Annotated in this window: 19 protein-coding genes; 13 read left to right on the plus strand and 6 right to left on the minus strand. The window is 66.7% G+C overall.

Annotated elements, in window-relative coordinates:
• Positions 1–136: 136 nt before the first annotated feature.
• On the minus strand, positions 137–634 hold the full coding sequence (locus ACFFJ6_RS02675; protein WP_378385708.1) for a DUF721 domain-containing protein: 498 nt from the start codon (positions 632–634) through the stop codon (positions 137–139).
• A 28-nt stretch (positions 635–662) separates the two neighbouring features.
• On the opposite strand from ACFFJ6_RS02675, the gene mutY reads away from it, so the two are divergent.
• The 3 genes from mutY to ACFFJ6_RS02690 all read left to right on the plus strand — a co-directional run bounded on the left by mutY (position 663) and on the right by ACFFJ6_RS02690 (position 3,744).
• Entirely contained in the window at positions 663–1,793 is a 1,131-nt protein-coding gene (mutY, locus tag ACFFJ6_RS02680) for an A/G-specific adenine glycosylase (protein WP_378384073.1), read from the plus strand.
• 129 nt (positions 1,794–1,922) lie between these two features.
• On the plus strand, positions 1,923–2,459 hold the full coding sequence (locus tag ACFFJ6_RS02685) for a PAS domain-containing protein (RefSeq protein ID WP_378384075.1): 537 nt from the start codon (positions 1,923–1,925) through the stop codon (positions 2,457–2,459).
• Positions 2,422–3,744, plus strand: a complete 1,323-nt coding sequence (locus ACFFJ6_RS02690) for a methyl-accepting chemotaxis protein (protein ID WP_378384077.1) — start codon at positions 2,422–2,424, stop codon at positions 3,742–3,744. The genes ACFFJ6_RS02685 and ACFFJ6_RS02690 overlap by 38 nt, the downstream gene beginning before the upstream one ends.
• A 296-nt stretch (positions 3,745–4,040) precedes the next feature.
• On the opposite strand, the gene ACFFJ6_RS02695 is transcribed toward ACFFJ6_RS02690, so the two are convergent.
• Positions 4,041–5,174 carry a site-specific DNA-methyltransferase gene (locus ACFFJ6_RS02695; protein WP_378384079.1) on the minus strand — a complete coding sequence of 378 codons (1,134 nt, stop codon included), beginning with the start codon at positions 5,172–5,174 and terminating at the stop codon, positions 4,041–4,043.
• Between the two features lie 395 nt (positions 5,175–5,569).
• Here ACFFJ6_RS02695 and ypfJ point away from each other — a divergent pair, with 395 nt between their 5' ends.
• The 5 genes from ypfJ to ACFFJ6_RS02720 all read left to right on the plus strand — a co-directional run bounded on the left by ypfJ (position 5,570) and on the right by ACFFJ6_RS02720 (position 9,280).
• On the plus strand, positions 5,570–6,490 hold the full coding sequence (ypfJ, locus tag ACFFJ6_RS02700) for a KPN_02809 family neutral zinc metallopeptidase (protein ID WP_378384081.1): 921 nt from the start codon (positions 5,570–5,572) through the stop codon (positions 6,488–6,490).
• Positions 6,491–6,632: 142 nt separating this feature from the next.
• Positions 6,633–6,920, plus strand: coding sequence for a GIY-YIG nuclease family protein (locus tag ACFFJ6_RS02705; protein ID WP_378384083.1), 288 nt, complete (start codon positions 6,633–6,635; stop codon positions 6,918–6,920).
• A 134-nt stretch (positions 6,921–7,054) separates the two neighbouring features.
• Complete coding sequence (gene moaB / locus ACFFJ6_RS02710; protein WP_378384085.1) at positions 7,055–7,603, plus strand: molybdenum cofactor biosynthesis protein B; 549 nt, start codon at positions 7,055–7,057, stop codon at positions 7,601–7,603.
• A gap of 109 nt (positions 7,604–7,712) precedes the next feature.
• Entirely contained in the window at positions 7,713–8,531 is an 819-nt protein-coding gene (locus ACFFJ6_RS02715; protein ID WP_378384087.1) for a CoA transferase subunit A, read from the plus strand.
• Positions 8,528–9,280, plus strand: coding sequence for a CoA-transferase (locus ACFFJ6_RS02720; RefSeq protein WP_378384089.1), 753 nt, complete (start codon positions 8,528–8,530; stop codon positions 9,278–9,280). The genes ACFFJ6_RS02715 and ACFFJ6_RS02720 overlap by 4 nt, the downstream gene beginning before the upstream one ends.
• Positions 9,281–9,433: 153 nt before the next feature.
• Here ACFFJ6_RS02720 and ACFFJ6_RS02725 read toward each other — a convergent pair whose 3' ends face one another.
• Both ACFFJ6_RS02725 and ACFFJ6_RS02730 read right to left on the minus strand, forming a co-directional pair.
• Positions 9,434–10,357: a bifunctional helix-turn-helix transcriptional regulator/GNAT family N-acetyltransferase gene (locus ACFFJ6_RS02725; protein WP_378384091.1), complete on the minus strand. Its 924-nt coding sequence runs from the start codon at positions 10,355–10,357 to the stop codon at positions 9,434–9,436.
• A gap of 109 nt (positions 10,358–10,466) precedes the next feature.
• Positions 10,467–11,030: a glycosyltransferase family protein gene (locus tag ACFFJ6_RS02730; protein ID WP_378384093.1), complete on the minus strand. Its 564-nt coding sequence runs from the start codon at positions 11,028–11,030 to the stop codon at positions 10,467–10,469.
• A gap of 181 nt (positions 11,031–11,211) precedes the next feature.
• On the opposite strand from ACFFJ6_RS02730, the gene ACFFJ6_RS02735 reads away from it, so the two are divergent.
• From ACFFJ6_RS02735 to ACFFJ6_RS02745, 3 genes are all read left to right on the plus strand, one after another.
• A complete protein-coding gene (locus ACFFJ6_RS02735) occupies positions 11,212–12,375 on the plus strand; it encodes a PA0069 family radical SAM protein (protein ID WP_378384095.1) in 1,164 nt (387 codons plus the stop codon).
• A 111-nt stretch (positions 12,376–12,486) separates the two neighbouring features.
• Positions 12,487–13,374: a ribonuclease HII gene (gene rnhB, locus ACFFJ6_RS02740; RefSeq protein ID WP_378384097.1), complete on the plus strand. Its 888-nt coding sequence runs from the start codon at positions 12,487–12,489 to the stop codon at positions 13,372–13,374.
• An 82-nt stretch (positions 13,375–13,456) separates the two neighbouring features.
• Positions 13,457–14,965: a glycosyltransferase family 39 protein gene (locus ACFFJ6_RS02745; RefSeq protein ID WP_378384099.1), complete on the plus strand. Its 1,509-nt coding sequence runs from the start codon at positions 13,457–13,459 to the stop codon at positions 14,963–14,965.
• Positions 14,966–14,972: 7 nt separating this feature from the next.
• Here the strand turns inward: ACFFJ6_RS02745 and ACFFJ6_RS02750 are convergent, their stop codons facing one another.
• Both ACFFJ6_RS02750 and ACFFJ6_RS02755 read right to left on the minus strand, forming a co-directional pair.
• On the minus strand, positions 14,973–17,219 hold the full coding sequence (locus tag ACFFJ6_RS02750; protein ID WP_378384101.1) for a TonB-dependent receptor: 2,247 nt from the start codon (positions 17,217–17,219) through the stop codon (positions 14,973–14,975).
• A gap of 402 nt (positions 17,220–17,621) precedes the next feature.
• Positions 17,622–18,461, minus strand: coding sequence for a uracil-DNA glycosylase (locus ACFFJ6_RS02755; RefSeq protein WP_378384103.1), 840 nt, complete (start codon positions 18,459–18,461; stop codon positions 17,622–17,624).
• 197 nt (positions 18,462–18,658) lie between these two features.
• Here ACFFJ6_RS02755 and ACFFJ6_RS02760 point away from each other — a divergent pair, with 197 nt between their 5' ends.
• Both ACFFJ6_RS02760 and ACFFJ6_RS02765 read left to right on the plus strand, forming a co-directional pair.
• Positions 18,659–20,317, plus strand: a complete 1,659-nt coding sequence (locus tag ACFFJ6_RS02760) for an electron transfer flavoprotein-ubiquinone oxidoreductase (RefSeq protein ID WP_378384105.1) — start codon at positions 18,659–18,661, stop codon at positions 20,315–20,317.
• A 248-nt stretch (positions 20,318–20,565) separates the two neighbouring features.
• Positions 20,566–22,344 carry a tetratricopeptide repeat protein gene (locus ACFFJ6_RS02765; RefSeq protein WP_378384107.1) on the plus strand — a complete coding sequence of 593 codons (1,779 nt, stop codon included), beginning with the start codon at positions 20,566–20,568 and terminating at the stop codon, positions 22,342–22,344.
• The last annotated feature ends 181 nt before the right edge of the window (positions 22,345–22,525 follow it).

A 22,525-nucleotide genomic window follows, 5' to 3' on the forward strand; every position in this document is an offset into this window, starting at 1 on the left:
GCGGCGGCGCGCCGCTCAAGGCAAAGACAAGGCAAGACACGAAGCTGGCGCGGCCGAGGGGCCACGCAAGCCGTTCGCTAGCTTGAAACCGCAATTGTGGCAATGCCGGGCCGGAATCCGTGCCCTCGCGCCAGCGTCACTTCCGCTTGATCGTGGCGCCGAGCCGGGCGAGCGCCAGCCGCAGGTCGTCGTCCTCGACCGCTTCGAGGCTCGAAGCCTCCCGCGCGACGGCTTTCGGGTCCGGCGGCGGCGGCGCCGGCTTGCGGGTCCGTCGCGACAGCGGCGCCTGGCGCAGCGCCAGCTTGCCGACCGCGTTCCAGCCGAAGAAGCGGTTGACCCGCTGCAGAATCTGGTCGGACGAGTGCTGGATCTCCAGCGCCATCGGGCCCTCGACCCGCAGCACCAGCGTCGCCGGTTCCTGCGGCTGGCCCTCGACCGGGCGCGGCCATTGCATCTTCAGCGGCTCGCAATGCGCGGCGATCTGGGCGCCGGCGATCTCGGCCCAGCGGGTCACGAGTTCCCGTGCCGCGAAGCCCTGCTTGGCGAAGGCTTCGTTCAGCGTCGGTCCCAGCAGGCCGGCCAGCGGCTTGGCGCTGATCGGGCCGGGTTTGTAGATGGGCGCGGGCTTGCTCATGGCGGAGGGCTTTGCGACGATACGGGCCATGAGTATAGCAGATCGTCGAGCTGCCTTGGCGCCGCGGCGGAAACAATCCCCGGTCAACACAGCGAACGAGGACGGCGCCGGCCCGGCCGGCCGCCCGGCCGCGCTGCTCGCCTGGTACGACCGCCATCGCCGCACGCTGCCCTGGCGCCCGCCCGCCGGCACCCCGGCCGATCCCTATGCGGTGTGGCTGTCCGAAATCATGCTACAGCAAACCACCGTGCGCGCGGTCGGTCCGTATTTCGCCAAGTTCCTGGCGCGCTGGCCGAGCGTCGCCGATCTCGGCGCGGCCTCGCTGGACGACGTGCTGCGGATGTGGGCCGGTCTCGGCTACTACTCGCGCGCCCGCAATCTGCACGCCTGCGCGGTCGCGGTGGCGACGCAGCACGGCGGCCGCTTTCCCGATACGGAAGAGGGCTTGCGCGCGCTGCCGGGCGTCGGGCCGTATACGGCCGCGGCCATCGCGGCGATCGCATTCGGCCGCCGCACCATGCCGGTGGACGGCAATATCGAGCGCGTGGTGTCGCGGCTCTACGCGGTCGAGGAGGAGTTGCCGAAGGCCAAGCCGCGCATCAAGGCGCTGGCCGAGACGCTGCTGGCGGACAGCCGCGCCGGCGACAGCGCGCAGGCGCTGATGGATCTCGGCGCCACGATCTGCACGCCGAAGAAGCCGGCCTGCGCGCTGTGTCCGTTCATGGAGGGTTGCACGGCAAGGCTGCGCGGCGATGCCGAGTCGTTTCCGCGCAAGGCGCCGAAGAAGACCGGCGAACTGCGCCGCGGCGCAGCCTTCGTGGTGGTGCGTGGCGACTCCGTATTGGTGCGGACGCGCGAAGCCAAGGGGCTGCTCGGCGGCATGACCGAGGTGCCGAATTCCGAGTGGCTCGCGGGACACAGCGACGCCGCGGCGCGCGCGCAGGCGCCGCAACTAAGCGGCGTCACGCGCTGGCATCGCAAGGCGGGCGTGGTCACTCACGTCTTCACGCATTTCCCGCTCGAACTCGTCGTCTACACCGCGCAAGCGCCGAGCGGCACGCGCGCGCCGGCGGGGATGCGCTGGGTGAAGATCGCGACGCTCGCGGACGAAGCGCTGCCGAATCTGATGCGCAAGGTGCTGGCGCACGCGCTCGACTAATCCACATTCCGGGCCTGTAAGAATACCGGTCGGTTGCATTCGAACGGTATTCGGTTCGGCGTTTTAATCAGGCCTTAAATCGCGGATCGTAATGACAGGCAAATTCTCGCCATCCATCGGAGAGTCTCGATGGCCGTCACCATCCGCCCGACCGGAAAAGAAGTCCACTTTCCGCCGGGCGAACTGATCGTTTCGAAGACCGATCTCAAAGGTCGCATCACCTACGCCAATCGCACGTTCTGCCACATCGCAGGATATTCCGAGGCGGAGCTGCTCGGCCAGCCGCACAGCATCATCCGGCATCCCGACATGCCGCGCGCGGTGTTTCGTCTGGTCTGGGACACGATCGCGGCGGGCCGCGAGATCTTCGGCTACGTCAAGAACATGGCGCGCTCCGGCGATCATTACTGGGTGTTCGCGCACGTCACGCCGTCGTTCGACAGTGCGGGCAAGATCATCGGCTATCACTCCAATCGCCGCACGCCGGATCCCAAGGTGATCGCCAGCGCGATCGCGCCGCTCTACGCGCAAGTGCTCAAGACCGAGCAGAGCCACGTCAACGGCAAGGACGCGGTCGAAGCCGGCATGCGCGCGCTGACGGATTTCGTTGCTTCCCAGAAGGTCTCTTATGACGAACTCATGTTCGCTCTCGCGAGCGCAGCTTAGCCTCACCCTCGCAATCGTCGCGTCGATCGCCGCGGCCGCGCTGCATGCGCTGGGCTATCCGATGTCGGCTTTCGGCGCGCAAGCCCTGGTGATCGTCGCGGTGCTGAGCGGCTTTCTCAGCGTCGGCAAGGCGGCGCGGCTGATCGATCAGGCCTGCGACGTCTGCAAGCGGATCGCCGCGGGCGATTTCGAAGCGCGCGTGCTGCATGTCGACGACGGCGGCCGCACCGGCGAGCTGGTGCTGACCGTCAACGACATGATCGACGGCTGCGACGCCTTCGTGCGTGAAGCCACTGCGGCGATGGAGGCGGTGCAGCAGCGCCGTTATTTCCGCCGCATCCTGCCGGGCGGTCTGCACGGCGCGCTGCTGCGCGGCGCCACCACCATCAACGCCGCGACCGACAGTCTCGAAAGCCGGATCCTGAGCTTCGAACAGCAGGCCAGCAAACTCGAAGACGCGGTCAGCACCGTGGTCGGCTCGCTCGATGCCGACTCCAAGGATATGCGCGTCACCGCCGGTCATCTCACCAGCGGTGCGTCGACGACGCGCGAGCGACTGACCGCGGTCGCGGCGGCGTCCGAACAGGCCAGCGGCAACATGCGGCACGTTGCGGACGCGACCGCGGGCTTGTCGGAGAGCGCGCGGCAGGTCGGTGCCGACGTCGCGCATTCGGCCGAAATCGTCGGCCGCGCGGTGGCGCGGGTGTCGGAAGCGACCAGCAACGTCGCGGCGCTGCGCAGCGTCGCCGAGCGAATCAGCGAGGTGGTGAAGTCGATCGAAGCGATCGCCAGCCAGACGAATCTGCTCGCGCTGAACGCGACGATCGAAGCGGCGCGCGCCGGCGATGCGGGCCGCGGCTTCGCGGTCGTGGCCCAGGAGGTCAAGGCGCTGGCGGAGCAGACCGCGAAGTTCACCGGCGAGATCGAATCCCAGGTCGATCACGTCCACGGCGCCGCCGATGTGGTCAGCCAGTCGATCACCGAGATCGGCGCGGTGATGACCGAGGTCGAGAGCATCACGACGAAGGTGGCCGGCGCAGCCGAAGCGCAATCGGATGCGACCGCCGATATCGCCCAGACCATCGAGCAGGCATTTTCGGTGGTGAGCGACATCGCCACCAGCATCCAGACCATCGCGGCGAATGCCCGCGACACCGAGCGCTACGCCGAATCGACCATGACGGCATCGAGCCATCTGTCGACGAATTCAGAAACCCTCGCGGACCAGATCCGCGGTTATCTCGGCCAGGTACGCAAGGATCTGATCCGGCAGAGTGCGGCGTGACGGCGTTCTAATAGGCGCGCGCCGAAAGGGCGCGGTGATTGCGGCGTCGAAGCGGGGCGAGCGCGTGCCCGATCAGCTCATGGTTCGCGACGCGCGTTGCGCGCTCCTCACCCTGAGGACTGTGCTGGTGGGCTTATCGATAGCTTCGCGGCCCGGCCCGTCATCAAAACACGAGACCTCACCATAATCGTCATTGCGAGCGAAGCGAAGCAATCCAGCCCAATGCACCCGGGCTGGATTGCTTCGTCGCTGCGCTCCTCGCAATGACGGGGAGAGTTCGTTTATCGGGCTGAACTTCAGCCCGCCGCCATCGCGCTGCGGACTTCGGCGCGGAGTTCGTCGATCAGCTTGAGGCCCTGGCTGGTTTCGACATGCCAGAACGTCCAGCCGTTGCAGGCTTCGGAGCCTTGCGCGACCGCGCCGATGCGGTGGATCGAGCCGACCTTGTCGCCCAGCATGATGGCGCCGTCGGCACGCACCAGTGCACCGTGACGCTTCTTCGAATCGACCAGCTTGGCGCCTGGCGAAATCATGCCGCGTTCGATCAGTTCGGAGAACGCCACGCGTGGCGCCTCGCGCGCCGTGAGGAATGGCTTCAGCGTGTCTTCCGGCAGCGGCTCGACGGCGTCGATTCGCGCACGTGCCGCGTCGGCGTAAGTGCGGTCGCGTTCGAAGCCGATGTAGCTGCGGCGCAGGCGCTTCGCGACGGCGCCGGTCGTGCCGGTCCCGTTGAACGGATCGACCACGAGGTCTCCGGGCTTCGACGAACTCAGCAGCACGCGCGCCAGCAGGCCTTCGGGCTTCTGGGTCGGGTGCACTTTCTTGCCGTCCGCGCCCTTCAGACGCTCGTCGCCGGTGCACAGCGGAATCAGCCAGTCGGAGCGCGCCTGGACATCTTCGTTGGAGGCCTTCAGCGCCTCGTAGTTGAAGGTGTAGCCCTTGGCGTTCTCGTCGCGCGCCGCCCAGATCATCGTCTCGTGCGCATTGGTGAAGCGACGGCCGCGGAAATTCGGCATCGGATTGGTCTTGCGCCAGACGATGTCGTTGAGCAGCCAGAACCCGAGGTCCTGCATGATCGCGCCGACGCGGAAGATATTGTGGTACGAGCCGATCACCCAGATCGTCGCCGACGGCTTCATGATCCGGCGCGCGGCGAGCAGCCAGGCGCGGGTGAAGTTGTCGTAGGCGGCGAAGGAGTCGAATTTGTCCCAATCGTCGTCGACAGCGTCGACTTCCGATTCGTCGGGACGCTTCAACGCGCCTTTGAGCTGCAGATTGTACGGCGGATCGGCGAACACCAGATCCACCGACTTGGCCTGGAGCTTCTCCATCTCGGCGACGCAATCGCCGACGATGATTTCGCTCAGGGGCTCGACTTCAAATTGAGTGCGGGGCGCCTTTGCAGACGCCCCGCGACGCGACACAACCATGACTCAACTAACCTGACTCATGTGACGCCGTCGGAGACGCGGGACTAAACAACCGACTGGCGACACATTGGCCCGGCAAAGTAAAAATCGACTTAATTGAAATCGAATTGTCGAACTGGAACCACTACGAGCCGCAGCGGTTCTTTCGACGGCTTGTTGTTCCTAATCCCGAGGGGCGAAGTTGCACATGATTCCGGTTGCTCGGTCGTCGCGTTCGTCGGCCGGCGTGTTTTCGCGTGTGCGTCGCCGGCTGCCGACGGCTGATCTGTGCACTAGGCAATATTTGCCCGGCGGGTTAATTCTAATTGTCGGGATTTCGTGATGTCGGTTGCATGGCGAAGGCTCGACGTGAAGCCGTGAGACGGCCCCACTGATTTGGACCCGAGGACAAACCGATGCGTGACGACGATTTCCGTCATAGCGACAATATCGACGACCGCCGTGAAGGTGGTGGCGGAGGCGGCGGCGGTGGCTTCGGCTTTCCGATGGGGGGCGGTGGTCTCGGTATCGGCACCATCGTAGTGCTCGGCCTGGTCGGCTGGGCCTTCGGCATCGATCCACGATTGCTGATCGGCGGCGCCGAAATCCTCACCGGCGGTGGCGGAAGCTATCAGACCGAGCATTCGTCGCCCGGCAAACAGGGCGCACCGACCGACGACATGGGCAAGATGATTTCCGGCGTGCTCGGCGAAATCGACGATCGCTGGACCGAGATCTTCAAGGCGAACGGCCAGACTTATGTGGGGCCGAAGATCGTGCTGTTCCGGAATTCGACGAATGGCGGCCGCTGCGGCATGGCGCAGTCCGCGATGGGACCGTTTTATTGTCCGCCGGACAAGCAGATCTTCATCGATACGAACTTCTTCAAGCAGGTCGAGACCCGCTTCAAGGGCTGCTCGGGCAGCGCCTGCCGTTTCACTGCAGCCTACATCATCGCGCACGAGGCGGGGCATCATGTGCAGAACCTGCTCGGCATCCTGCCGCGCGTGACGCGGCTGCAGGAGCAGGCCGGCTCGCGCGCAGAATCCAACGCGCTGCAGGTCCGCGTCGAATTGCAGGCTGACTGCCTGTCCGGCGTGTGGGTAAACCGCGAGGAGAAGAAGCGGCCGAACTTCCTCGAAGACGGCGACATCGACGCCGCGCTCACCACCGCGAGTGCGATCGGCGACGACACGCTGCAGCGCAAGGCCGGCCGCGACGTCGTGCCCGACTCCTTCACTCACGGCTCCGCCGAACAGCGCAAGCGCTGGTTCATGACCGGCTACAAGCAGGGCACCGTGCAAGCCTGCAACACCTTCGCGGCGGAGAAGCTTTAGGGCAAAGGGGCCGACGTCTTGAGTTTGCGCATGCGCCTGCTTTTTGCGTCATTGCGAGCGTAGCGAAGCAATCCAGCTCCCTGCACGGCGCTATGGATTGCTTCGTCGCTTCGCTCCTCGCAATGACGGCGGGGAGGGATAGATGAGAAACCCTTGCGTCTACATCGTTGCCAATCGTCGAAATGGAACGCTGTATATTGGCGTGACCAGCGACCTGCCCAAACGAGCCTTCGAACATCGCGAAGGTCTGGTCGATGAGTTCTCGAAGAAATACGCTTGCCGATTGCTGGTCTGGTACGAAGCGCACGAGACGATGATTCAGGCGATCACCCGCGAAAAGCAGATCAAGGCTGGAAGTCGGGCCAGGAAGATTACCCTGATTGAACAGCTCAATCCGGAATGGACCGACCTCTACGATACGTTGATCTAATGGAAGTCGCTCGCCGATTGACTGCAACCGACACATCCGTCATTGCGAGCGAAGCGAAGCAATCCATATATGGTGCATTGCGTCTTTGGATTGCTTCGCCGCTTCGCTCCTCGCAATGACGCCGGAAACGGACAATGGCATCCGTCACTCAAGCCAAGGCCTTCATCCCCCTCAACCTCGCGGTGCTCACCGTGTCGGATACGCGGTCGCTCGAGGACGACAAGTCGGGCGCCACGCTGGCTGAGCGACTGACGGCGGCGGGGCACAACCTCGCGGCGCGGGAGATCGTGACCGATGATGTCGAGGCGATCCGCGCCATCATCCGGCGCTGGATTGCAGACGACGGCGTCGACGCGATCATCACGACGGGCGGCACCGGCTTCACCGGTCGCGACGTCACGCCGGAAGCGATCGAGCCGCTGTTCGAGAAGCGAATGGACGGGTTCTCGATCGCCTTCCACATGATGAGCTACGGCAAGATCGGTACCTCGACGATCCAGTCGCGCGCCACTGCCGGCGTCGCGGGCGCGACCTACATCTTCTGCCTGCCCGGTTCGCCCGGCGCGTGCCGCGACGGCTGGGACGGCATTCTGGCCGCGCAGCTCGATTATCGCACGCGTCCCTGCAACTTCGTCGAGATCATGCCGCGACTCGACGAGCACCTGCGCCGCAACAAGAGCTGACGCATAGCTGCGCGCTGTGGCCCCGCCTTGACAGGGGCGCGGCGCCGCGAAACCATTGCTCCTAACAATACGCGACGGAAAGATCCGTGCGCCGAAATTGGAGGATGCGGTGGGAGAGATCGTTTCGATCGAGGCGCTGGCGGCGCAGATCAAGGACGGCATGACGGTCGCGCTCGGCGCCGACAATGCGGGACCGGCGATGGCCGCGACTGCTGCGCTGATCGCCGCAGGCCCGAAGAACCTTCATCTCGTCTGCGTGCCGATCAGCGGCATTCAGGCCGACATGCTGATCGGCGCAGGCTGCGTCGGGACGCTCGAGACCAGCGCGGTGACGCTCGGCGAAGCCGGCGGCGCGCCGCGCTTTGCCGACGGCATTCGGACTGGCGCGTTCAAGATGATGGACGCGACCTGCCCGGCGATCCTTGCCGGCCTCGTCGCCGGGCAGAAGGGCGTGCCGTTCATGCCGATCCGCGGCATCATCGGCAGCGACGTGCTGAAGATGCGACCCGACTGGAAGGTGATCGACAACCCGTTCGCGGCGGATGATCCGATTGTCGTGGTGCCGGCGATCCGGCCGGACGTGGCGCTGTTTCACGCCCGCGAGGCCGATCGTTTCGGCAATGTGCGGATCGGCCGGCAGGCCGAGCTCGCGGCGATGGCCTATGCGGCGAAGACCACGCTGGTGACGGTCGAACGCATCGTCGAGACTTCGCTGCTGGCGGACGAGCGCTCCGCTGCGGGCGTGCTGCCGGCGCTGTATGTCGGCGCGATCGCCGAGGCCAAGGAGGGGGCCTGGCCGATCGGGCTCGCCGGCGAATACACCACCGATACGGCCGAAGTCGCCCGCTACGCCAGAATGGCGCGCTCGGCCGACGGCTTCGCCGCTTACATGAAGGGCTTCGCCCAGCGCTTCGAGGCCGTGGCATGAGCCCGGCACCGGCCACCACGCGCGAAATCCTGATCGCCACCATCGCCGATCTGCTCGACGGCGTTCGCACCGTCGCGGTCGGCGCGTCGTCGCCGATCCCGGCGGCCGGCGCCATGCTGCTGCGCGCGCGCAACGAACAGCGCGGTCGCGAGCGCGTGCGTGTCATCGTGCTCGGCTCGCGCGAGCACAATTTCTTCACCAACGGCTCGTTCGAGCTGTTCGACGCGACCGCGCAGGGCCGCGTCGATGCGTTCTTCCTCGGCGGCGGTCAGATCGACGGCCAGGCCAATATCAATCTGGTCGGCACCGGCGATTATCCGACCAGCACCGTGCGCTGGCCGGGCTCGTTCGGATCGGCCTACATGTATTATCTGATCCCGCGGGTGATCCTGTTCCGCGAGGAGCATTCGCCGCGCGTGCTGGTCGACAAGGTCGACTTCGTCAGCGCGCCGGGATCGAGCGAAGGCATTCATCGCACCGGCGGCCCACATGCGTTGCTGACCTCTCTGGCGCTGTTCGACTTCGACAAGCACAAGAAGCGCTTCCGGCTGCGCAGCGTGCATCGCGGCCACACCGCCGACGATGTCCGCGCCGCGACCGGCTTCGATTACGATGTGCCGGATGTCGTGCCGTCGACGCCGGAGCCGGACGCCGAGACGCTGACGCTGCTGCGCGGGCGGGTCACGAACGAACTCGCCGAGTGCTACCCGCAGTTCGCCGAGACGCTGATCGCCGATCGCGCGGCCTGAGCGCGACTAACCATCGGGCCGCAGCAAGCAAGCTCCTCAGCAGGGCACGTACCGCGGCGTGAATTGCGGCGCGCTGCAGCGCCCGTCCACGCCGGGCGTGGAACGCGATCATCTCGGAGGTGACGCGCCGCGGTTCGTCGCGACGCGGCGACGTCACAGTCGCAACTCCCAGGTCTCACCGATCAAATTTTGGCCGAAGCTGCGATGCGGCTCGGAGCCGACCAGTTCGAAGCCGGCGTTCTGATAAAGGCGGCGCGCGGCGATCAGGATGCTCTGCGTCCATAGCGTGACCTTGCGATAGCCGCACTGCCGCGCGAAGCCGATCGCCTCGTTCAGCAGCTTGTCTCCGAGCCGGTGTCCGCGCGCCTGCGGCGTCACCAGCAGCAGTCGCAGCTTGGCGACAGCGTCGCTGTCCCGCACCAGGAACAGCGAGCCGGCCTGCGCGCCGTCATATTCGGCGATCCAGCAGCGTTCGCGGCCGGGATCGTGCGCGGCGAGGAATTGCCCGGCGATCTCGGCCACCAGCGCTTCGAACGAGGCGTCGAAGCCGTATTCGGCGGCGTAGAACGCGCCATGGCTCTGCACCACCCAGCCGATGTCGCCCGGTCGCGGGCTGCGCAGAATCGGTGCCGCGGCAGGCCCGTTGCCGAGCAGATGTTGAATCGTCGCCATCGCTGCGGCGAGGCGCGGCCGCTCGGTCTCCGGCACACGTTCGAGCATGGCCCCCATATCGCGCACCGAGCGCCGTTCGAGATCCGCATAGGCGGCGCGGCCCTTGGCGGTCAGCGCCAGCAGATGCTGCCGCCGGTCGGCGGGGGAGGGGGTGCGCTTGACGAGGCCGCCATCCACGAAGGCCTGCACGATCCTGCTGAGATAGCCGGCGTCGAGCCCGAGCGAGGCGCCGATCTCCTTGGCGAGCGGCGCCTCGCGGTGTGCCAGCTCGTACAGCACCCGAGCCTCTGTCAGCGAGTAGGGACTGTCCATCAGGTGCTGGCCAAGCACGCCGAGATGGCGGGTGTAGAACCGGTTGAAGTCCCGGACGGCGGCGATCTGGTCGGCGGCAACGGATTTCGACATGGCAACCTCTATGGTTGCCATCGTCATATAAATAGTTGCCTTTAGCAAGTATATTTTGAGGCGGCTATTCGGCCGGCACCAGCGCGCTGCGACGGGGGTGGCCGCGTAGTTAGACCAGCACGATCCGGCTGCGCAGCATCGTGCGCGAGGAGCGGCCGAGCTGGCGGAGCAGGCGTCCTTCGGAGCGCTCGGGGTCGTGGCCGCCGAGCTTGTCGTAGTGCTCGCGCGCGATCAGCAGGCCCTGGTCGGCGCGCGGCCCGGAGAGCTGGCGGCGCAGCGTGCGGAACGTCTCGGCCCAGCTCGGCTCCGCATAAGGCGAGCGCGCGTAGCGAAAAATGCCGGCGCGCGGATGGCCGCTGAGCGAGACGCCCTGGATGAACTGCGTGGTCTCTTCGATCCAGCCGGCGTCGAGCACCGCGCCGGCATGCAGGAACATCAGCCAGGGCGAGGTCGATCGCTTGGCGCCTTCGGCCAGCGCGGCGGCGCGGCTGCCTTCGACGGCAAGGAAGCCGCAGCCGGCGACGTCGGCGACGCGCTCGATCACGCCGTCGTTTTTGCGATCCACCAGCAGCACCTCGCGGATCACGCCGGCAGCGGCGCCCGGAACCAGCGCCGCCAGCGTAGCGACCGCAGTCCGCTCGACTCCATCGGTGGGAATGATGACGCTCAGCATGTCAGCCGGATGACCTGATTGCGACGGTGCGCAGCACGCTTAACACCTCGGCGGCGCGAAATCAGCCGGGATTTGCGGACAAGGCCATCCCGTCGGCCTATGCGGCTCAGCTTTTGAAGCCGATGGTGGATGTCACAATTATGTTCTTGATTTGTTCTTACGCGTAGCTATCTTCGCTCGCATGAGCAGAGCATCCAGCAGTGCCCTCAAGCGCCCGCCGGTCACGGCGCCCTCCGAGCCGGTGGGCGCGCCTTCCCCTTTCCCAGCGATCGAGGTTGCGATCGATAAGCAGCGCCGCCGCGGTCGCGGTGCGCTGTCGAACGACAGCGGCCGTTACGAAGCCGAGGCGCGGGTCGCGTTCGACGACGGCTGGCAAAGCCTCGACGAACTGCCGCCGTTCAAGACCACGGTCGCGATCGACACGGCCCGCAAGGTCATCACCCGCAACGAGTCGCCGGATATCGGCTTCGACCGCTCGATCAATCCCTATCGCGGCTGTGAGCACGGCTGCGTGTACTGCTTCGCGCGGCCGACCCATGCCTATCTCGGCCTGTCGCCGGGGCTGGATTTCGAATCGCGGCTGTTCGCCAAGCCCGACGCCCCGGCGCTGCTGGAGAAGGAGCTGGCCGCGGCCGAATACGAGCCGAAGATGATCGCGATCGGCACCAACACCGATCCGTATCAGCCGATCGAGCGCGAGCGGAAGATCATGCGCGGCATCCTCGAAGTGCTGGAGAAAACCGGGCATCCGGTCGGCATCGTCACCAAATCGGCGCTGGTCACCCGCGACATCGACATCCTGGCGCGGATGGCCAAGCGCCAGCTCGCCAAGGTCGCGCTGTCGGTGACGTCGCTCGATCCGAAGCTGGCGCGGACCATGGAGCCGCGGGCTTCGACGCCGGCCAAGCGGCTGGAGGCGCTGAAGCGGCTCGCCGATGCCGGCATTCCGACCACCGTGATGGTGGCGCCGGTGATCCCGGCACTCAACGACATGGAGATCGAGCGCATCCTCGACGCCGCCGCCCATGCTGGCGTCAAGGAAGCCAGCTACGTGATGCTGCGGCTGCCGCTCGAAGTGCGCGACCTGTTCCGCGAATGGCTGATGGCCAACTATCCGGATCGCTACCGCCACGTCTTCACGCTGATCCGCGAGATGCGCGGCGGCCGCGACTACGACTCGCAATGGGGCACGCGGATGAAGGGCACCGGTCCGATGGCCTGGATGATCGGCCGCCGCTTCGAAACCGCCTGCGCGAGGCTTGGCCTGAACAAGCGCCGCTCGAAGCTGACGATGGACCATTTCGCCAAGCCGGAGCGGGCCGGGCAGCAGCTCAGTCTGTTTTGAGGGGGGAGGCCTCGCGCGGAACCTCCCGGCCGCGCCCCGGTCGCGTTGAATTGCGGGCATGGCGCGGGATTTCCGGTTGCGCGTGCCGGTGCCTACCCGCAGCATCGCCGCATGATTCGGGATTCGAAAAAGCCCAGTAAGGCTGCGGCCAAGACTCTGCCGCTCGATGGTGCGGCGAAACGTGCCACGAAGACAGCGTCCGCTGCAAAGGCCGCCAAGGTATCCGGTGCGAAAGCCGGCAGTGCCAGGCCGGCAGCGGGAAAGATCTCGCCGGCCAAAGGCCTCGGCAAGGGCGTGATCGCCGTGGCGCCGCCGAGCTTTCGGCGCGAGCGGGCGCTGATCAAGAAGGGCATCTGGCCGGTCGCCGGCTGCGACGAGGCCGGGCGGGGACCGCTCGCCGGTCCGGTGGTCGCCGCCGCCGTGGTGCTCGATCCCAAGCGCGTTCCCAAGGGGCTCGACGATTCCAAGCGGCTGAGCGCCGAGCGGCGCGAGGAGCTGTTCGAGGAAATCTGCGCCACCGCGCAAGTCTCGGTGGTGTCGGCCTCACCCGAGCGGATCAACCGCGACAACATCCTGCGCGCCTCGCTGTGGGCGCTGACCCGCGCCGTGCACGCGCTGCCGGACCTGCCGCAACACGTCTTCGTCGACGGCCGCGACCGGCTGGCGACGCGGTGCGAGAGCGAGGCGGTGATCGGCGGCGACGGGCTGATCGCCTCGATCGCGGCGGCCTCGATCATCGCCAAGGTGACGCGCGACCGGCTGATGTGCCGGCTGGCGCAGCAATGCCCCGGCTACGGCTTCGAATCGCACAAGGGCTACGGCGTGCCGGAGCATCTCGACGCGCTGTCGCGACTTGGGCCGACCGTGCATCACCGTCGCTTCTTCGCGCCGGTGGCCGCGGCGTGGCGCAGGATCGAGGGCGTACCGGCGGAGCTGCCCACGGTCAGCGGCGATCTGTTCGATCCACCCGCCGAGGCCGGGCTCGCAGCCACCGCGTAAGGACGACCGCCAGGCGGCCAATCCGGTTGCCTGGGCAGGCGGCGGGCTCTATCACGAGCGGACCGAACTCCGCTGGGCCCAGATGCGCTTCGCTTCCCTGATCATCGAACTGATCCGCGCCCGGCCGCGGCTGGTGTTCTGGCTGGTCGTGTCGGCTCAGGCGCTGCTGTGGGTACTGGTGCCGGTGGTGTTCTATGCGAGCCCACCCGGCGAGATTGCCACGGTGCTGGCCTACGGCCGCGAGTATCAGGTCGGCAGCGACCTCGGGCCGCCGCTCGCGTTCTGGCTGGCCGATATCGCGTTCCGCGCCGCCGGCGGGCATATCATCGGCGTCTATGTGCTGGCGCAGCTCTGTTTCGTCGTCACCTTCTACGCCCTGTTCAAGCTTGCGCGCAGCATGGTTGGTCCCCAGCACGCGGTCGTCGCCGTGGTGCTGACCTCGACCATCACGGCGTTCGCGACGCCTGGCGTTGAGTTCGGGCCGCTGGTGCTGGCCCGGCCGCTGTGGGCGTTGGTGCTGTGGCACGGCTGGGAGGTCATCGGGCGCGGCCGCCGCAGCGCCTGGTTTGCGCTGTCGATAGAGATCGGCCTGCTGCTGTTGACGACGGTGGCCGCACCGGCGCTGCTGTTACTGCCGATCGGCTTCGCGCTGGCGACGGCACGCGGCCGCCGTGCGCTGCTGTCGCTCGATCCGCTGTTCGCGCTGTTGGTGGTTGCGGTGCTGGTGCTGCCCTACGGCATCTGGCTGCTACGTGCCGATCTGTTCGCGCTGCCGCCGCTTCCGGCCCCGGCCGATCTGGCGGCGCGCGCCAGGCTGGGCGCCGAGCTGCTCGGCGGCCTCGTGCTCGCGGTTGGCGGCGTCGTCCTGCTGGTGCTGCTGAATACGCGGCGGTTCGATCCGCGGCCGGACGACGCGCCCTCGGTGATGCGCGCTCCGGTCGATCCGCTGGCGGGGCGCTACGTGTATGTGTTCGCGCTGGCGCCGGCGCTGCTCGGCTGCATCGTGGCCGGCGTGTTCGGGCTGACCCACGTGATCGGCGGAGCCGGCATCGCGCTGCTGATGGTCGGGTTCGCCGTGGTGATGGCGACCGGCGACGTGATCTATCTGCGCCGTCAGCGCGTGCTCCGCACCGCCTGGGCCGCCCTGGTCGCGGCCCCCGCGGCGCTGGTGATCCTGGCCGCGCTGGTGCAGCCATGGCTGAGCCCGACGAGCCTGCCGACGTCACTGCCCGCCAAGGACATCGCGCGCTATTTCGGCGAAAGCTTCGAGCGCCGCACCGGACGGCCGTTGCCGGCGGTGGCGGGCGATCCGGAACTGGCCGGTCTGATCGCGATGGGCGCGTCGCGGCCGCATCTCTATCTCGACGCTACCCCGGCCCGCACGCCCTGGGTCACGGCCGAGACCTTCCGGGAGCATGGCGGCATCGTGGTCTGGCGCGCAGCCGATACCGCCGGCAAGCCGCCGCCCGAGATCGCCGCGCGGTTTCCCGAGATCGTGCCCGAACTGCCGCGCGCGTTCGAGCGGACGATCGCCGGTCGCCAGCCGCTGCTGCGCATCGGCTGGGCGATCGTGCGCCCGCGTGGGCGCTGACCGCGCCTTACAGCTCAACATCCAGAGACAGCAGATAGACCCGCGGCGTGCCGAGTGCGAACGTGCCGAACGAGGCGACGCTGGCCCAGTAGTTGGTGCCGCCGACGTTCTGCACGGTGCCGCGGATCGTGGTCTTGCGGCCTTCAATCGTGGTGACGTAGCGGGCGCCGAGATCGATGCGGGTCCAGGCCGGCAGAACCTGTGTGTTGCTGCCGTTGACGAATTGCCGGCCGGTATGGACCACGGTGCCGGTCAGCGTCGTGCCGGCGAGCATCGGCACATCCCATTCGCCCGTCATGTTGATCTGCACGCTGGGCACGCCGATCGGCGTCTTGCCGATATTCGCCACCGTCGCGGTCTGCGTCACCTCGCCGTCGAACAGCGTCACGCCGCCGACCGTGCGAACGCCGGGCGTGATCTCGCCGAACAGGCTGAGCTCGGTGCCGCGCACGCGCTGCTCGCCGCTCGCCGAATACAGGCCGTTATTGAGCTCGCCGTTCGGCTTGGTGATCTGGAAGAACGCCAGCGTCGCGCCGATCCGGCCGAGGTCGAGCTTGGCGCCGGTCTCGTATTGCTTGGTCCGGTAGGGGGCCAGCACTTCGCCTGAATTGCGCGCGGTGACCGGTGCGATGTCGCCGCGGCTGAGGCCCTCGATAAAATTTGCGTAGAGCGAGAGATGCTCGATCGGCCGCACCACGATGCCCGCCATCGGCGTGGTCGCCGACTTGTCGTATGACGAGGTCTGCGCCCCGGTGGTGGTCGAGAAATTGTGCGAGATCACCTGCTGCTGGCGGACGCCGAGCGTCAGCAACACGCGTTCATTCAGCACCGACATGGTGTCGGCGAGCGCGACGCCGTTCAGCGTGGTGTCGGACAGCCGCGGTTTGAACGATGGAATCGTGTAGCTCTGCTCCGGCTGCAGCACCGGCGCGTAGATGTTGGACAGATAGGCCTTTCCGGCCGGGAACGCCCGGTATTGCTCGTCCTGATAATGCGACGCCTGCAACGTGACGGCGTGCTGCACGAAGCCGCTGTCGAACTTGGCCCGCACACCGCCGTCGACGGTGAAGCGGTTGACGTCGAGATTGTAGTATTGCGGCGTCGTCGAGGTGTCGCCTCGCGCGTTGATGATGTTCGGAAGGCCGAAGAACCGCTCCGCATTGGTCTTCGAGCCGCCGATATTGCCGAACACCATGACGCTGTCGGTGAGGTCGAATTCGTTCTTCCACAGCACCGAGGATTCCTGGACGTTCGACCATTCCCAGGGCTGGGTGACGTTGTTGCTGCCGCTCGGCGCCGTCGGGATCTGCAGGCCGCTCGAGATGGTGTAGGGACGAACCGGCGCCTTGATGTGCTCGTTCTGGGTGAAGCCGTACAGCCAGGTGCGATAGCGCTCGCCTTGATAATCAAACGCCAGCGAACCCACCTGCAGACGGTCGGACTGACGATCGATCGCGGTGTCGCCGCCGCCGATCCGGCCGTTGAAGCGCAGTCCGAATTCGCGGTGGTCGCCGAACCGCCGCGCGACGTCGACATTGGTGCTGACGAAGCCGTTTGACACATAGCCGACGCCGATCCGGCTGAGGTCGGCCTCGGCGCGCTTCGGCACCACGTTGATGACGCCGCCGACACCGCCGTTCGGCGACACGCCGGACAGCATCGCGGCCGGTCCCTTGAACACCTCGATCCGCTCGACATAGTCGTTGAAAGTGCGGAAGTTCGGCGCGATGCCGTAAACGCCGTCGAACGCGACTTCGCCCGCGGTGCCTTCGGCGATCGGGAAGCCGCGGATGTAGAACGAGTCGACCATGCCGCCGAACGGGCTGGTCACGCGCACCGACGGATCGAGCAGCAACGCATCGGCGACGGTCGAGGCCTGCTGGTTGCGGATCGCATCATTGGTGTAGCTCGCTGTCGCGAACGGCGACTTGAACGTGTCGGCGTTGCCGAGCATGCCGAGCCGGCTGCCGCGCGCGACCTGGCCGCCCGCGAACACCGCGGGCCGGTTCGCGTCAGAGGTCGCACTCGGCTGGGTCATCGCGGCGGCCGGCGCCGGGGGCGGCTGCGTCGCGACGCGCGTGGTCTGCCGCCGGGCCGTGGCGGCGGAGCTGCGGCGGGCCACGACCGGCTTGGCGCGTGTCGCGCGCGGTGCGTCCACCGACACCGGCGGCAGCATCTCGCCCGACGGAGCGGCGGACTGGGCATACGCGGACGGCGCAGCCGTCAGCGATGCAAAAAGGGCAAGCAGGCTCACGCCGCCAAGCGCTCGGCAACGATACATGGTCAATCCTGATCCCGGCCGGAGCCGTTGTGCTGAAACTCAATTGATAGTTGCGGTCGCGGGCGCACCTATCGGACGAAGCTGCGAGGCGGCGGCCGCCACCTCTTCACCACGGCGCAGCGTTCATCACGCACCCGAGCCGACGCTCGTGATGGTGATCAGCGAGGGCACTCTGCAGCGTGGGCCCCGATCGAACGACGGCTGCGTCTGGTGAGACGCGGGCTCGCGCGGTTCGGCCAATTCATTCTCGATGAACTAATCGTCGCCCCAGCCCGCACTGTTGATGCGGTACCGGTGTACGAAGGTCAATCCGCCGGAGGCCAGCTTGGATTGTTTCTATCTTTTGAGACGATGCTGACCGCGCGGGCGCGCGGGTCAGCTCGCGGGCTTGTCGGCAATGCTCTCGAGCGCCTGTGCGACAGCGCGCAGGTCCATCCATGTCATGCGTTTGTACGCTGGCGAGCGCAGCAGGTAGGCGGGATGGAAGGTTGCGATCGCCCGGATGGAACGCGTGCCGGTGTTGTAGTCGGCCCAGCGCCCGCGCGACTTCATGATGCCGTCGCGCGTCTGCAGCAGCGTCTGCGTCGCCGGGTTGCCCAGCGTCATCACGATGTCCGGGTTCACCAGCTCGATCTGGCGCTGGATGAAGGGCAGGCAGATCTGGATCTCCTGCGGCGTCGGCGTGCGGTTGCCGGGCGGGCGCCACGGGATCACGTTGGCGATGTACACCTTGCTGCGGTCGAGGCCGATCGCCGCCAGCATCAGGTCGAGCAGCTTGCCGGACCGGCCGACGAACGGCCGCCCCTCGATGTCCTCGTCGCGGCCGGGCGCCTCGCCGACCAGCATCAGCCGCGCCTCCGGATTGCCGTCGGCGAACACCAGGCGCGTTGCCGTCGATCGCAGCGCGCATCCGTCGAACTGTTCCATCAATGCGCGTAGCGCTTCGAGCGTCGGCGCCGTGGCGGCCGCCTCGCGCGCCGACACGATCGCGGCCTCGGGCGACGGTGGCGTGGCGCCAAGTCGCGGGGCGGGCGGCGGCGGCGCGCGTCTGGAGTCTTCGCGCGCGGGTGCCTCGCGCGCCTCGGCCTGAACCGGCGCGGCGATTTCCTCGTCCAGCAGCCGGTTGACCGGCTCGTCGTTGAGCGCGCAGTCGACCCCGGCGTCGAGGTAGAACGCCAGCAATTGCCGCAGGCTCGGCGCGGGTTCAGGCATCATGGATTTGGCGATCGAAGTGGGACGGGAAGGCGACCTGACGGCGCCGAAGGTTTCGCACAGCGAACTCTGCCCGAGAAAAACGCCGCATGAAAGCCGGAACGATGGGGTGGCAGGTACATTTGGGTGGTTGTCCTTCCGGGAAAAATAAGAAAGAACACCGGCTGGAAACGTTCAAGACTGTGTCTGCGAGAAAATAGATGAGCGACGAAACGCTGCCGCCCCGCGAATCCATGGAATTCGACGTTGTGATCGTGGGCGCGGGTCCTTCGGGTCTGGCTTCGGCGATCCGCCTGAAACAGCTCAATCCGGAGCTTTCGGTGGTCGTGGTCGAAAAAGGCTCCGAGGTCGGCGCGCACATTCTCTCCGGCGCCGTGATCGACGTGACGCCGCTCGACAAGCTGATGCCGGGCTGGCGCGAGGACGAGAGCTGCCCGCTCAAGACCCACGTCGAGGACGACCATTTCTACGTGATGACGTCGGACAAGGCCTTCAAGGTACCAAACATCATGGTGCCGCCGATGCTCGATAACCACAAGAACTTCATCGGCTCGCTCGGTGACCTGTGCCGCTGGCTCGGCCCGAAGGCCGAGGAACTCGGCGTCGAGATCTACCCGGGCTTCGCCGCCACCGAGGTGCTGTACGGCGACAACGGGGAAGTCCGCGGCATCGCCACCGGCGATATGGGCATCGGCCGCGACGGCCAGCCGAAGGATTCCTACACCCGCGGCATGGAGCTGCTCGGCAAGTACACGCTGTTCGCCGAAGGCGCGCGTGGCAGCCTCTCGAAGCAGCTGATCGCCAAGTACAAGCTCGACAAGGACAGCGATCCGCCGAAATTCGGCATCGGCCTGAAGGAAGTCTGGGAGATCGACCCCGCCAAGCATCGCAAGGGGCGGATCGCGCACTCCTTCGGCTGGCCGCTCAGCAATAATGTCGGCGGCGGCTCGTTCCTCTATCACTACGGCACCAATCTGGTGGCGGTCGGCTTCGTCGTGCATCTGAACTACGACGATCCGTATCTGTCGCCGTTCGAGCAGTTCCAGAAGTTCAAGACGCACCGCTCGGTTGCGCCGATCTTCGAAGGCGGCAAGCGCATCTCCTACGGCGCCCGCGCCATCACCGAAGGCGGCTGGCAGTCGGTGCCGCGTTTGACCTTCCCGGGCGGTGCGCTGGTCGGCTGCGCCGCCGGCTTCGTCAACGTGCCGCGCATCAAGGGTGTCCACAACGCGCTCGGCTCGGGCATGCTGGCGGCCGAGCACATCTCCGCGGCGCTCGCCGCGGGCCGCAGCAACGACGAGGTCGCGAGCTACGAGGAATCGTGGCGCGACTCCGCGATCGGTCGCGATCTGTTCCGGATCCGCAACGTCAAGCCGCTGTGGTCGAAGTTCGGCACCGCGGTCGGCGTGGTGCTGGCCGGCTTCGAGATGTGGTGCTCGACTCTCGGCTTCTCGGTGTTCGGCACGCTGTCGCATGGCAAGCCGGATCGCTCGACGCTCGATCCCGCCAAGTCGCACCAGCCACACCCCGGTCCGAAGCCGGACGGCAAGCTGACCTTCGACCGGCTGTCCTCGGTGTTCCTGTCGAATACCAATCACGAGGAAGACCAGCCGGTGCATCTGAAGGTCGCCGACATGGAGCTGCAGAAGAAGTCGGAGCACGACGTCTTCGCCGGTCCGTCGGGGCGCTATTGCCCGGCCGCGGTGTACGAATGGGTCGAGGAGCCGACCGGGCCGCGCTTCGTGATCAATGCGCAGAACTGCGTCCACTGCAAAACCTGCGACATCAAGGATCCGAACGGCAACATCACGTGGGTCCCGCCGGAAGGCGGCGGCGGACCGAATTATCAGGGCATGTAAGCGGTCTCTGACCACGAGGACGTGAGCGGCCGCGCGGCCTAACGCCGGCGCCGGTCACGATCCTGCCATGTTGCCACCGTCTCAATCCGATCGAGGGCCGCGCCGCGACACTTTGCGGGGCGGCCGGTGCGATGCGTGCCGGGGGCCGATCCTTGCGGTTGGGCGCCAAAACCGGCATTGTCGTCGGCCAGACGCTGCCGGCTCGGCGGCCGGGACATCCGAGCCCTTTCCTGGAGCTAGGCAACTAGATGCTTCTTCATCGATTCCGTCGCTCGATGGCCGTCGCCCTCACTGTGGCGGCTCTGCCGCTCGCCGGGCCGGCGATGGCGCAGACCCCGGATCATCCGGCCGACAACGCCGCGCAGTTTCCGAGCAGCCAGGATCTGCGGTCGATGACCACGGCCGGCAGCTATCTGGCGGCCCGGCACGCCAGCATCGAGCGCGACGCGGCCGCCGCTGCGGCGTTCTATCGCTCGGCGCTGCGCACCGATCCGAAGAACAACGAGCTGCTCGACCGCGCCTTCATCGCCTCGCTGGCGGAAGGCAATATCGAGGAGTCGGTGAAGCTCGCCGACCGCATCCTCAAGGTCGACAAGACCAATCGCGTGGCGCGCCTGGTACTCGGCGTCCGCGACCTCAAGACCAAGAAGTATGCGTCCGCTGTTCAGAACATCAACCTGTCGGTGCGCGGTCCGATCACCGATCTGGTCGCCACGCTGCTGTCGAGCTGGGCCATGCAGGGGGCCGGTGACAACAAGGGCGCCGTGGCGAATATCGACAAGCTGGCCGGCCCGGAATGGTACCCGATCTTCAAGGATCTGCATTCGGGCATGATGCTCGAACTCGCCAACAAGCAAAAGGACGCCGGCGCGCGGTTCGAGCGGGCCTACAAGCTCGACGATTCGGCGCTGCGGGTGATGGACGCCTATGCGCGCTGGCTGTCGCGCAACAAGGACGAGGCGGCGGCCGCGGCCGTCTATGAGAATTTCGACAAGAAGCTGTCGCGTCATCCGCTGGTGGTCGACGGCCTGCGCGAAGTTCGCGCCGGCAAGAAGCTGTCGCCGCTGGTCGATAGTCCGCAGGCCGGCGCCGCCGAGGCGCTGTACGGCATCGGCGCGTCGCTGACCCGCCGCGGCGGCGAGGATCTGGCGCTCGTCTATCTGCAACTCGCGCTTTATCTGCAGCCGGATCATGCGCTGGCGCTGCTGGCGCTCGGCGATCTCTACGAGTCGGTCAAGAAGCCGGCGATGGCCGTGAAGGTCTATGAGCGCGTGCCGGCGAGTTCGCCGCTGAAGCGCAACGCCCAGATCCAGCTCGCCACCGACCTCGATGCGACCGATCGCAGCGAGGAGGCGATCAAGATCCTGAAATCGGTGATCGCCGAGGACGGCAAGGACCTCGAAGCCATCATGGCGCTCGGCAATATCGAGCGCGGCCGCAAGAAGTTCGCCGATTGCGCCGTCACCTATTCGCAGGGCATCGACGCGCTCACCGGCGCCGAGAAGAACAGCTGGGTCTATTATTACTTCCGCGGCATCTGCGAGGAGCGATCCAAGCAGTGGGCCAAGGCCGAAGTCGATATGAAGAAGGCGCTGTCGCTGCAGCCCGAGCAGCCGCACGTCCTCAATTACCTCGGCTATTCCTGGATCGACCAGGGCATCAATCTCGACGAAGCGATGAAGATGATCCGCCGCGCCGTCGATCAGCGCCCCGACGACGGCTACATCGTCGACTCCCTCGGCTGGGCGTACTACCGCATCGGCAACTACGAGGAGGCGGTCAAGACGCTGGAGCGGGCGATCGACCTGAAGCCGGAAGATCCGACTATCAACGATCATCTCGGCGACGCCTATTGGCGCGTCGGTCGCACGCTCGAGGCGCGCTTCCAGTGGGCCCACGCCCGCGACCTCAAGCCCGATCCGGATGAACTGCCGAAGATCGAGGCCAAGCTCGCCAACGGCCTGCCGGACGACACCTCGTCGGCCGCTGCCGCCGAGAAGAAGAAGGAAGACGGCAAGGGCGGTTAGCCGCCCCGCCACAGCACGGCGCGGCCTGCGCTCGTCTGCCGGCTCCTGAGCCGACGCAGCAATCCGGATCGCCACGCGTCAGATGCGTTTGGCACAAAGGCTGGATTGCTTCGCCGCGGCTCCTGTGATCGGAGGGCGCATCCGGCGTTTTCGTTCGGTGGTGAGGATGATGGGCTGGGGG

The sequence above is a fragment of the Rhodopseudomonas telluris genome, assembly GCF_042432815.1.
Taxonomy (GTDB): Bacteria; Pseudomonadota; Alphaproteobacteria; order Rhizobiales; family Xanthobacteraceae; genus Rhodopseudomonas; species Rhodopseudomonas telluris.

What these genes read in the sequence shown, in the direction of transcription:
- ACFFJ6_RS02720 (WP_378384089.1), top strand. Translation starts at nt 8,528, where the DNA reads ATGAGCCCGGCACCGGCCACCACGCGCGAAATCCTGATCGCCACCATC.
- mutY (WP_378384073.1), top strand. Translation starts at nt 663, where the DNA reads ATGAGTATAGCAGATCGTCGAGCTGCCTTGGCGCCGCGGCGGAAACAA.
- ACFFJ6_RS02760 (WP_378384105.1), top strand. Translation starts at nt 18,659, where the DNA reads ATGAGCGACGAAACGCTGCCGCCCCGCGAATCCATGGAATTCGACGTT.
- ACFFJ6_RS02730 (WP_378384093.1), bottom strand. Translation starts at nt 11,030, where the DNA reads ATGCTGAGCGTCATCATTCCCACCGATGGAGTCGAGCGGACTGCGGTC.
- ypfJ (WP_378384081.1), top strand. Translation starts at nt 5,570, where the DNA reads ATGCGTGACGACGATTTCCGTCATAGCGACAATATCGACGACCGCCGT.
- rnhB (WP_378384097.1), top strand. Translation starts at nt 12,487, where the DNA reads ATGATTCGGGATTCGAAAAAGCCCAGTAAGGCTGCGGCCAAGACTCTG.
- moaB (WP_378384085.1), top strand. Translation starts at nt 7,055, where the DNA reads ATGGCATCCGTCACTCAAGCCAAGGCCTTCATCCCCCTCAACCTCGCG.
- ACFFJ6_RS02685 (WP_378384075.1), top strand. Translation starts at nt 1,923, where the DNA reads ATGGCCGTCACCATCCGCCCGACCGGAAAAGAAGTCCACTTTCCGCCG.
- ACFFJ6_RS02755 (WP_378384103.1), bottom strand. Translation starts at nt 18,461, where the DNA reads ATGATGCCTGAACCCGCGCCGAGCCTGCGGCAATTGCTGGCGTTCTAC.
- ACFFJ6_RS02705 (WP_378384083.1), top strand. Translation starts at nt 6,633, where the DNA reads ATGAGAAACCCTTGCGTCTACATCGTTGCCAATCGTCGAAATGGAACG.
- ACFFJ6_RS02695 (WP_378384079.1), bottom strand. Translation starts at nt 5,174, where the DNA reads ATGGTTGTGTCGCGTCGCGGGGCGTCTGCAAAGGCGCCCCGCACTCAA.
- ACFFJ6_RS02725 (WP_378384091.1), bottom strand. Translation starts at nt 10,357, where the DNA reads ATGTCGAAATCCGTTGCCGCCGACCAGATCGCCGCCGTCCGGGACTTC.
- ACFFJ6_RS02745 (WP_378384099.1), top strand. Translation starts at nt 13,457, where the DNA reads ATGCGCTTCGCTTCCCTGATCATCGAACTGATCCGCGCCCGGCCGCGG.
- ACFFJ6_RS02735 (WP_378384095.1), top strand. Translation starts at nt 11,212, where the DNA reads ATGAGCAGAGCATCCAGCAGTGCCCTCAAGCGCCCGCCGGTCACGGCG.
- ACFFJ6_RS02675 (WP_378385708.1), bottom strand. Translation starts at nt 634, where the DNA reads ATGAGCAAGCCCGCGCCCATCTACAAACCCGGCCCGATCAGCGCCAAG.
- ACFFJ6_RS02690 (WP_378384077.1), top strand. Translation starts at nt 2,422, where the DNA reads ATGACGAACTCATGTTCGCTCTCGCGAGCGCAGCTTAGCCTCACCCTC.
- ACFFJ6_RS02765 (WP_378384107.1), top strand. Translation starts at nt 20,566, where the DNA reads ATGCTTCTTCATCGATTCCGTCGCTCGATGGCCGTCGCCCTCACTGTG.